Annotated in this window: 9 protein-coding genes; 5 read left to right on the top strand and 4 right to left on the bottom strand. The window is 66.2% G+C overall.

Going from position 1 to position 10,210, the window contains the following annotated elements; translation table 11 throughout:
• Positions 1–239 precede the first annotated feature (239 nt).
• Positions 240–1,499 carry an enoyl-ACP reductase FabV gene (gene fabV, locus ACFX4F_RS05730; protein ID WP_099821237.1) on the top strand — a complete coding sequence of 420 codons (1,260 nt, stop codon included), beginning with the start codon at positions 240–242 and terminating at the stop codon, positions 1,497–1,499.
• A gap of 111 nt (positions 1,500–1,610) precedes the next feature.
• Here the strand turns inward: fabV and ACFX4F_RS05725 are convergent, their stop codons facing one another.
• The 3 genes from ACFX4F_RS05725 to ACFX4F_RS05715 form a co-directional block, all read right to left on the bottom strand.
• Positions 1,611–3,680 carry an EAL domain-containing protein gene (locus tag ACFX4F_RS05725; protein WP_380653131.1) on the bottom strand — a complete coding sequence of 690 codons (2,070 nt, stop codon included), beginning with the start codon at positions 3,678–3,680 and terminating at the stop codon, positions 1,611–1,613.
• A gap of 91 nt (positions 3,681–3,771) precedes the next feature.
• Positions 3,772–4,956 (bottom strand): NAD(P)/FAD-dependent oxidoreductase, encoded by a 1,185-nt coding sequence (locus tag ACFX4F_RS05720; protein ID WP_380653128.1) that lies wholly within the window; start codon positions 4,954–4,956, stop codon positions 3,772–3,774.
• On the bottom strand, positions 4,953–5,501 hold the full coding sequence (locus ACFX4F_RS05715; RefSeq protein WP_099821239.1) for a YaeQ family protein: 549 nt from the start codon (positions 5,499–5,501) through the stop codon (positions 4,953–4,955). Before ACFX4F_RS05715 ends, ACFX4F_RS05720 begins: the two co-directional genes overlap by 4 nt.
• 180 nt (positions 5,502–5,681) lie before the next feature.
• Here ACFX4F_RS05715 and ACFX4F_RS05710 point away from each other — a divergent pair, with 180 nt between their 5' ends.
• Complete coding sequence (locus ACFX4F_RS05710; RefSeq protein WP_380653124.1) at positions 5,682–6,551, top strand: pseudouridine synthase; 870 nt, start codon at positions 5,682–5,684, stop codon at positions 6,549–6,551.
• A 13-nt stretch (positions 6,552–6,564) separates the two neighbouring features.
• Here the strand turns inward: ACFX4F_RS05710 and ACFX4F_RS05705 are convergent, their stop codons facing one another.
• Positions 6,565–7,053 (bottom strand): YaiI/YqxD family protein, encoded by a 489-nt coding sequence (locus ACFX4F_RS05705; protein WP_380653121.1) that lies wholly within the window; start codon positions 7,051–7,053, stop codon positions 6,565–6,567.
• Between the two features lie 304 nt (positions 7,054–7,357).
• On the opposite strand from ACFX4F_RS05705, the gene ACFX4F_RS05700 reads away from it, so the two are divergent.
• From ACFX4F_RS05700 to ACFX4F_RS05690, 3 genes are all read left to right on the top strand, one after another.
• Positions 7,358–7,567 carry a cold-shock protein gene (locus ACFX4F_RS05700; protein WP_025875108.1) on the top strand — a complete coding sequence of 70 codons (210 nt, stop codon included), beginning with the start codon at positions 7,358–7,360 and terminating at the stop codon, positions 7,565–7,567.
• A 151-nt stretch (positions 7,568–7,718) separates the two neighbouring features.
• Positions 7,719–8,408 carry a glutathione S-transferase gene (locus tag ACFX4F_RS05695; protein ID WP_380653118.1) on the top strand — a complete coding sequence of 230 codons (690 nt, stop codon included), beginning with the start codon at positions 7,719–7,721 and terminating at the stop codon, positions 8,406–8,408.
• Positions 8,409–8,439: 31 nt separating this feature from the next.
• Complete coding sequence (locus ACFX4F_RS05690; protein WP_380653115.1) at positions 8,440–10,005, top strand: YdiU family protein; 1,566 nt, start codon at positions 8,440–8,442, stop codon at positions 10,003–10,005.
• Positions 10,006–10,210: the final 205 nt, after the last annotated feature.

Raw genomic sequence — 10,210 nt, 5'->3', positions numbered from 1 at the left:
CCCCCCCCCCCCCCCCCCCCACCCCGACATCCCTCAGTAGCCCAGCTTTTGACGTTGCTTCGGCCGTTGCCGTTGCCTCTGCAGGTGCAGGGTGCAACCCTGCAAAACACCACCACCCTACGCCAGCGTCGGTTGTGCAATCGGCCCCTGCGCACTACGATCCTGCGGTTCGCGCGCACACGCGTGCCCGTATTCCTGCTGAGCGCCCCGTGCGCCGCATCTGCCAACCCGAGGTCTTCATGGTCATCAAACCGCGCGTCCGCGGCTTCATCTGCGTCACCACCCACCCGACCGGCTGCGACGCCGCCGTCAAGCAGCAGATCGACTACATCCGTGCGCGCCCGCCGATCCAGAACGGTCCCAAGCGCGTGCTGGTGATCGGCGCCTCGACCGGTTACGGCCTCGCCGCGCGCATCACCGCCGCCTTCGGCAGTGGTGCGGCAACCCTGGGTATCTTCTTCGAGCGCCCGGGCAGTGAAACCAAGCCGGGCACGGCGGGCTGGTACAACTCGGCGGCCTTCCACAAGTACGCCGACGAAGCGGGTCTGTATGCCAAGAGCATCAACGGCGATGCGTTCTCCGACGAGGTGAAGGCGAAGACCATCGAGATGATCAAGGCCGACCTCGGCCAGGTCGATCAGGTGGTCTACAGCCTGGCTGCGCCGCGCCGCAAGCACCCCAAGACCGGCGAGATCATCAGCTCCACGTTGAAGCCGATCGGCGAGCCAATCACCCTGCGTGGTCTGGATACCGACAAGGAAGTGCTGACCGAAACCCACCTGCAGCCGGCCACTCCGGAAGAAATCGCCGGTACCGTCGCGGTGATGGGCGGTGAGGACTGGCAGATGTGGATCGACGCGCTGGCCGATGCCGGCGTGCTGGCCAACGGCTGCACCACCACGGCCTTCACCTACGTGGGCGAAGAGATCACCCAGGCGATCTACTGGAATGGTTCCATCGGTGCCGCCAAGAAGGATCTGGACGACAAGGTGCTCGGCCTGCGCGAGAAGCTGGCCAGGATCGGCGGCGATGCGCGCGTGTCGGTGCTGAAGGCGGTGGTGACCCAGGCCAGCTCGGCCATTCCGACCATGCCGCTGTACCTGTCGCTGCTGTTCAAGGTGATGAAAGAGAAGGGCACCCACGAAGGCTGCATCGAGCAGCTCGACGTGCTGTACGACATCCTGTACGGCGCCAAGGCCGATGGCGTGGCGGTCGATCGTCTGCGCCATGATCTGGTCGACGGCGATGGCCACACCATCGCGCTGATCGATGAAGAAGGTCGCCTGCGCGCCGACTACAAGGAAATGGCGGCCGACGTGCAGGGCAAGGTGCTGGCGCTGTGGCCGCAGGTGACCAACGAGAACCTGTACGAGATCAGCGACCTGGCCGGCTACAAGGCCGATTTCCTGCGTCTGTTCGGTTTTGGTGTCGACGGCGTCGACTACGAAGCCGACGTCAACCCGGACGTGAAGATCGACAACCTGGTCGATCTGACCTGATTGAAAAGGCCGGCGCAAGCCGGCCTTCTTGATTATGTAGAGCCGAGCCATGCTCGGCTGCTCTTCGCTTGGACCCTGCAGCCGAGCATGGCTCTGCTCTACAGAGAGGTATCAACCGAACTCGAAGTTCATCGCCGGCGCTGCTGGGCCGACGAAATCGCCCTGCACGTAGTCCACGCCGGCACTGAACAGCAGGGTCATCGAGTTGGCGTCGCTGACGAACTCGGCGATGGTGCGGATGCCGGCTTCCTGCGCACGTGCGGTGATCTGGCTGACCCGGTCGATGTTTTCGCGCGTGGCGGCCAGGTCGCTGGTGAAGCCGCGATCGAGCTTGAGGAACTGCGGCTGGAAGTGGGCCAGCAGCTGGAACGAATCCAGGCCCGAGCCGAACTGCTCCAGACCGATCCGGCAGCCAAGCGGCGCCACTTCGGCCAGGAACTGCTGGGCGCTGCGCAGGTGGGTGAACACCTTCGACTCCGGCGCATGCAGCCACAGGCGTTCGCCCGGCACGCCGTGTGCCTGCAACTGCTGGCGCAGCGTGGCGATCATCTTCGGATCATCGAACGATTCCGGCGTGACCTTCACCAGCATCTGCGTGGGATGACCCTCGCGCGCACGCGCGCCCAGTACCGTGATCGCCTGCGAGACGACCCAGCGGTTGATGTCCGCCAGCAGGCCGTGTTCTTCGGCAATGCCGAGGAAGGCCGTCGGGCTCAGCAGCTCTCCGTTGTGTTCCAGCCGCAGGTAGGCTTCATACAGCTCCAGCGACTCGCCCTGCAGGTTCAGCACCGGCTGGTAATGCAGCTGGAAGCCGTCGCCTGCCAATGCTTCGCGGATACGCGCGACCCAGCGCTGCACGCGCTCTTCCTCCACGCGATCGACGGCGGCCGGGTCGAAGATGCGGCAGGTATTACCGAGCGCGGCAGCGGCCTGCGTACATTCACTGGCGCGCGCCAGCACCTGGCCGATGCTGGCGATCTTCTCGCCCACCTGCACCCCGCCAATGCTGACGGTCACCGTGGCCGAACGCGCACCGATGCTGAAGACGTGCGCGGCGTAGGCTTCGCGGATGCGCTCGGCCAGTGCCACGGTCTGCGCATAGGGGCCTGACTGCAGCACGGCGAAACTGTGTTCGCCGAAGCGGGCCAGCTGCGCATCCTCGCCAACCACCTCGGCCAGCAGGGCGGCGAGGGCGCCGATCAGGGCGTCGGCCGAGGCCAGTCCAATGTCCGGGAGCAGGCGTGCGTAATGGTCCGGTTCGACCATCAGCAGGCCGAACTGACCCTCGCTGCGCCCGGCCTGGGCAACCGCGTCCTCGACCTGCAGCATGAAGGTCGGGCGGTTGAGCAGGCCGGTGACCTGGTCGCGCTGGCGCAGGTCCTCGACCTCGCGCGCCAGCTCCGGGTCGAATTCCATGCGCCGGCGGAACACCACCTGCAGGCAAGATTCGCCCTCGTAGGTGGCCGCGGTGAACTCCATCGTCGCCGGGAAGGCGCTGCCGTCCTGGTGGCGGGCATCGAGCTGGTACTGCGGTGGTGGCGCTTCGCCGCGGCTGAGTGACTTCAGCAGCTGCTTGAAATCATCCACGTGCTGGGCGGCGACCATGTCCAGCAGCGAGATGCCTTCGACCTCCTCGAAATCCTCGTAACCGAACATCTCCAGGTAGGCATCGTTGGCGCGGATGTGCATGCCTTCGTGGACATAGGCAATCGGTTCACGCGACGAGGCGATCAGCGCGTCGCAGCGACGCTCGGTCTCGCGCATCTGCGCTTCGATCCGGCGCAGGCCGCGGCGGGCCTGCAGGTCGACCCACTGGTCGCGGACCACTGCCAGCAGGTGTTCGGCGCGCTGGCGCAGGGCGAGGGCGCGAACGCCGTTGCTGCTGGCCTGTACCAGTTCGTCCTCGTCGATGTGCTCGGCCAGCAACACCAGCGGGATGTCCTTGCCGCTGGCGGCGATGTGCTGGGCCACCAGTGGCAGCGGGATGCTCTGCGAGGGCGCCGCCAGCACCAGGTCGATCGCCTGGCTGGCCAGTACCTGCGACAGCTCGGCCGAGTCCTGCGGGCGCCATGGGCGCACGGCGATGCCGCTGTTGCGCAGGGTACTGACGATGGCTTCGGCGTTCTCGCCGCTGTCATCGACGATCAGCAGGCGGATGGTGATGTCGTTCGCGTTCTGCATGCACTGCTCCCCAATCTGCAAATCTAGATACACGATGCGTGGCGGCGCGTCCATGCGCGCAACGCTTGCGTGCCTGGAACGGCGATGCGGTTCACACCACGCAGCCGGCCGCGTGCCCGCTGGCCCAGGCCCACTGGAAGTTGTAGCCGCCCAGCCAGCCGGTCACATCCAGCACCTCGCCGACGAAATGCAGGCCGGGCACGCGCTTGGATTCCAGCGTCGACGAAGAGACTTCGTTGGTGTCGACACCGCCCAGGGTGACTTCGGCGGTGCGGTAGCCCTCGGTGCCGCTGGCCACCAGCGGGAAGGCTGAAAGCACCTGTGCTGCCTTGCGCAGGTCCGGCTCGTCCAGCTGGCGCACCGGTCGGTCGGGCAGCCAGTGCTCGCACAGGCGCTGCGCCAGTCGCTTGGGCAGTACATCGCCCAGCACCGTGCGCAGTTCCGCGGCGGGTCGTTCGCGCTTCATCTGGCGCAGCCATTCGGCGGCATCCTGGCCGGGCAGAAGATCCAGCGACAGCGCGTCACCGGGTTGCCAGAACGAGGAAATCTGCAGGATGGCCGGGCCACTGACGCCACGATGGGTCAGCAGCATGAAGTTGCGGAAGCTGGTGCCGTTGCAGCTGGCCTCGACCGGCAGGGCGACGCCGCTGAGCTCGGCCAGGCGCTCCTGGTGGGTACCGCTGAGCGTCAACGGCACCAGGCCGGCGCGGGTGGGCAGCAGCTGGTGGCCGAACTGGCGCGCGATCTCGTAGCCGAACCCGGTTGCACCGAGGCTTGGAATGGACAGGCCGCCGGTGGCGACCACCAGCGAGGCGCAATGGAACAGGCCGTGCGTGGTCTGCACGCGGAAGCCGTCGGTGCCGTGCTCGATGCGTTCCACGCTGCACTGCGTGCGGATCTGCACGCCCGCCTGCTGGCATTCGTCCACCAGCATCTTCACGATCTGCTTGGACGAGACATCGCAGAACAGCTGGCCCAGCTCTTTTTCGTGATAGGCGATACCGTGGCGCTCGACCATCTCGATGAAGTGGTAGGGCGAGTAGCGCGCCAGCGCCGACTTGCAGAAATGCGGATTGGCCGAGAGGAAGTTGGCCGGGGTGGTGCCGGTGTTGGTGAAGTTGCAGCGGCCACCACCGGACATCAGGATCTTCTTGCCGATCTTGTTGGCGTGGTCGATGACGTGCACATGCCGGCCTCGCTGGCCCGCCGTGATCGCGGTCATCAGCCCGGCTGCGCCGGCACCGATCACCAGCACGTCGCAGCGGATCGTGCTCATGCCTTGGCGCGCTTTCGCCAGTTGGGGATCACGTCCAGCTGCATCTGATCGTTGAGCAGCTGCACTTCGGCGTCCTGGATCAGCACGCTCCAGCGCATCGCACGCTGGATCTGCTGGCCCCACAGATCGACGAATCCGCCGTCCAGGTCTACCACCGACAGATTGTCGAAGCGGGTCAGGCCCTTGCTCTGCTTCTGCCACCAGATGTCCGACGCATTGCCACCGTAGTTGACCACCTGCACCTGGCGGCTGCGGTTGCTGGCCTTGCGGATGCGCGACTCGTCCGGATGGCCGAGGTCGATCCACTGCAGGATGTCGCCGGTGTAGTCGTGTTCCCACAGGTCCGGCTCATCGTCGGTACTCAGTCCGCGGCCGAACTCCAGGCGGTCGCCAGCGTTCAGCGCGAAGGCGAGCAGGCGCACCATCAGGCGTTCGTCGGTTTCAGACGGATGCTGGGCCAGGGTCAGGTTGTGGGTCGCGTAGTAGCCGCGATCCATGTCGCTGATCTGCAGTTCGGCCTTGCGGATGGTGGCGGTGAGGGCCATGAAGATCCAGAGGGGTAAAGACCGTCCATGATAGAGGTTTGCCCCGGGGGTGTCCGGTATGGGGGTGTCGGCAGGCCGTGATCGGTGGCACGCTGGCCGCCCTGATGCTTCCGGCTTGCCCTGTCGTATGTCCCGTTCACGTCCGCGCCGCGTGCAGATCGACGGCGCCCCGACCACGTCATGAGCACGCCCAGTCGGCTGCAGCTGCCGCCCGGTAACTGGGTTTCCCTGCTGGAAGGGCTGTGCGCGCGCTTCCCGCGCATTGATCGGTTGCAATGGGAGAGTCGCTTCGCGCGGGGGCGGGTGCAGGACGCGCAGGGCAGGGCGCTGGCGCCAGACCTACCGTGGCAGGTGGGGCTGGAGATCCGCTACTTCCGTGAAGTGGCCGACGAGCCGGTGATTCCCTTCGTGGAGACCATCCTCCATCACGATGCGCACCTGCTGGTGGCTGACAAGCCACACTTCCTGCCGACCGCGCCTGCCGGTGCCTTCGTGCGCGAAACCCTGTTGGCGCGTCTGGTCGAACGCACCGGCAACGCCGATCTGGTGCCGTTGCATCGGCTGGACCGGCTGACGGCCGGCCTGGTGCTGTTTTCCACCCGGCCGGAAACGCGCGACGCCTACCAGCGCCTGTTCCGTGAGCGCCGCATCGAGAAGACCTACGAGGCGCTGGCACCGGCCTTGCCCGATCTGCGGTTCCCGCTGGAGCGGCACAGCCGGTTGCAGCCAGGGGAGCCGTTCTTCCGGATGGCTGAAGTTCCCGGCGAGCCGAATGCACGGACCCGTATCGAGCTCATCGAAGCGCACGGCCCGGTCTGGCGCTACCGGCTCGTGCCGGAATCCGGACGCAAGCATCAGCTGCGCGTCCATATGGCCGCACTGGGCGCGCCGATCCTGGGCGACGGGTTCTACCCGCAGCTGCAGGACCGGTCGCAGGGTGAGGGCGAGCCGCCGTTGCAGCTGCTGGCGCAGGCACTGGCCTTCGACGATCCGTTGACCGGCCAGCGGCGCAGCTTCCGCAGTGCGCGCACCTTGAGCGTTTGCGGCTGACGCGCGGCCGGATTCACTTGGTCGGGCGGCCCGCCAGCCAGCGGTCCAGCTCGGCAGCGAACAGCTGGCGGTCACGCGCACCCAGTGGGGGCGGTCCACCGGTCTGCACGCCCGCGCCGCGCAGTTCTTCCATGAAATTGCGCATCGACAGCCGCTCGGCCATGTTGTTGGGGGTGTACAGCTGGCCACGCGGGTTCAGCGCCACGCCCTTCTTCTCCAGCACCAGCGCGGCCAGGGGGATGTCCTGGGTGACCACCAGATCGCCGGCGGCCACCCGCTCGACAATGGCGCTGTCAGCCACGTCCAGCCCCTGCGGCACCTGGATCGAGCGCAGCCAGCGCGACGGCGGGGTGCGGATCCACTGGTTGGCGACCAGGGTCAGCTCGACGCCCACCCGTTCAGCGGCGCGGAACAGGATGTCGCGAATGACGACAGGGCAGGCGTCTGCGTCCACCCAGATGCGGGGGAGCAGGGGTTCAGCTCGGGTTTCAGCTTCAGTCATTTACCCAGTGTAGGGTAGGAAAAACCTGAATGGGGGCCCGGGTTTAGCCTCGATCTGGTGCAACCCCTTGCCCTGCCTAGGGGCCGGCCATTTGTCGCTGAATATCAAGGCTATCGCTTTTTACTCAAAACACGCGTATCGTCTGGCCCACTGTGTTTGCTAGGGTCACCGTGAATCGTGGCCTGGTGCAGTTGATCTCACGATCCGCTCATCGATCCGCTTTACCAACGCCTGCAACTCAGTCTCGGCCCCGATACCCGGTGGCTGCGATTTTTTTCAACATGTGTTTCAGGAGTTAGTAAATATGTCTGATCGTCAGACCGGCACTGTCAAGTGGTTCAACGACGCCAAGGGCTTCGGCTTCATCACCCCGGAAAGCGGCCCGGACCTGTTCGTGCATTTCCGCGCGATCCAGGGCACCGGCTTCAAGACCCTGCAGGAAGGCCAGAAGGTTACCTTCGTCGCCGTCCAGGGCCAGAAGGGTATGCAGGCTGACCAGGTGCAGGCGGTCTAATCCGTCTGCTACCGTTTGGTAGCCAGAACGCCGGGAGCGAAAGCTCCCGGCGTTTTTCGTTATGGGCTTCCTGTAGCGTCGAGCCAGCCCGGCTCTACAAAGGGCATGCACCCGGCACGGTACGATGCAGGCCTCCCCAAGGATCGTCCCCATGCGCATCGTCCATCATCTGGAAAACTCCCGTTCGCTGCGCGTGCTGTGGATGCTGGAGGAGCTGGGGCTGGACTACGAGCTGCGCCGCTACCCGCGCGACCCGAAGACGATGCTGGCGCCGCCGGAACTGCGCCAGGTGCATCCGCTAGGCAAGGCGCCGGTGCTGCAGGATGGTGAGCTGATCCTCGCCGAATCCGGTGCCATCCTCGACTACCTGGTTGACCGCTACGACGTGCAGCGGCAGCTGTCGCCGTCGCCGGTGCCGGCCGACGGCAAAGAGCGCATCGATTACCGCTACTGGCTGCACTATGCCGAAGGCTCGGCGATGCCGCCGATGCTGCTGACGCTGGTGATCAGCCGCATCCGCAGCGCGCCGATGCCGTTCTTCGCGCGGCCGATCGCCCGCAGCATCGCCGACAAGGCCGAGCGCGGTTTCGTCGGCCCGCAGCGACGCCTGCATCTGGACTGGATGGAACGGCGCCTGGCCGAAAGCCCGTGGTTTGCCGGCGAGCGCTTCACCGCCGCGGACATCCAGATGAGCTTCCCGATCCAGGCAGCAGCCGCACGCGGCGGCGGTCTGGACGACAAGCCGGCGCTGCGTGGCTTCCTCAAGCGCATCGGCGAGCGTCCGGCCTACCAGCGTGCCGAGGCGCACGGTGGCGCATTGCAGGCCCTGCGCGGCGATTGAGGACGGTCGTCGCCGCCCCCATGCTGTGTTCATGGATACCACAGCTCCCCAGTTCGACAATCGCCTGCTGAACCTGCTGCCGGGCGATCCCGAGTCCGGCCCGCGCCGGCGCGAAGTGCTGGGGGCGGCCTGGTCGCCGGTGATGCCGACGCCTGTTGCAGCGCCGGTGCTGCTGGCGTGGTCGCCGGAGGTTGCCGCGATGCTCGGATTCGGTCCTGCGCAGGTCGAGGATGAGGGCTTTGCCGAGGTGTTCGGTGGCAACGCGCTGTATGCGGGCATGCAGCCGTGGGCGGCCAACTATGGCGGCCATCAGTTCGGCCATTGGGCCGGGCAGCTGGGTGATGGTCGCGCCATCTCGCTGGGCGAATTGATCGGCGCCGATGGCAGGCACTGGGAACTGCAGTTGAAGGGGGCCGGTCCAACGCCGTACTCGCGCGGCGCCGACGGCCGTGCAGTGCTGCGCTCGTCGATCCGTGAATTCCTGTGCAGCGAGGCGATGCATCACCTCGGCGTGCCGACTACCCGCGCCCTGTCGCTGGTCGGCACCGGCGAAGACGTGGTGCGCGACATGTTCTATGACGGTCATCCGCGTGCGGAGCCCGGCGCGATCGTCTGCCGGGTATCGCCCTCGTTCCTGCGTTTTGGTTCGTTTGAACTGCCTGCTTCACGTGGCGAGACCGCATTGTTGAAGCAGATGGTCGACGCCTGCATCGCCCGCGATTTCCCGGAACTGAAGGGGCAGGGCGAGGTGCTGTATGGCGACTGGTTCGCACAGATCGCCGTGCGCACCGCAGAAATGATCGCCCACTGGATGCGCGTCGGCTTCGTGCATGGGGTGATGAACACCGACAATCTTTCCGTGCTCGGCGTGACCCTCGACTATGGCCCCTATGGCTGGGTCGAGGACTTCGATCCGGACTGGACCCCGAACACCACCGATGCGCAGGGGCGTCGCTATCGTTTCGGCACCCAGCCGCAGGTGGCGTACTGGAACCTCAGCCGTCTCGCGCAGGCGCTGTCGCCGTTGTTCGCCGACGTGCAGCCGCTGCAGGCAGGGTTGGCCGCCTACCAGGCGACCTTTGTCGCCTGCACCCGTCGCGATGTGGCGGCCAAACTGGGTCTGGCGGCGGCCGACGATGCCGATCTGCAGCTCTACCAGCGCTGGCAGCAGCTGATGCAGGACGGCGGCATGGACATGACCCTGGCATGGCGTGCGTTGATGGACGTCGATGCCAACGCGCCCGATGCAGGCGTACTGGCCGAGGTCTTCTACGACGCCGAGCGCCAGCACGCGGTGCAGGAACCCCTGCAGCAGTGGCTGCAGGACTATGCGGCACGGCTGCGTGCCGATCCGCTGTCGGCAGTCGAGCGCGTCGCGAAGATGGGCGCAGCCAATCCGCTGTATGTGCTGCGCAACTGGCTGGCACAGGAAGCGATCGATCGCGCCGAACAGGGCGACCTGGGCGGTGTGCATGCCCTGCAGGACGTGTTGCGTGACCCATACACCGAACGGCCGGGGCTGGAGCACTACGCCGGCAAGCGCCCGGCGTGGGCCGACAACCGCGCCGGCTGCTCGATGCTGTCCTGCAGTTCCTAGGTAGGGGTTCTTCTGCAGGGCTGCGCCCTGCACCTGCAGCAGCAACAGCAACAGCAACAGCAACAGCCGAAGCAACAGCAACGGCGCGCATTCCGTGGGATGGCGGGGCACTGTGGGTTTGCGGGGACGCCGTGAATCCGTCCATGGAGGCTTGGTCGCCGCATCCATGCGGCTCACACCCCGCAATCCCACAGTGCCCCGCCTT

Source organism: Stenotrophomonas sp. YIM B13575, assembly GCF_042787595.1.
Classification (GTDB): Bacteria; Pseudomonadota; Gammaproteobacteria; order Xanthomonadales; family Xanthomonadaceae; genus Stenotrophomonas; species Stenotrophomonas lactitubi_B.
Note: the sequence above shows the minus strand (reverse complement) of the source record. Positions and strands in the feature narration are given on the sequence as shown.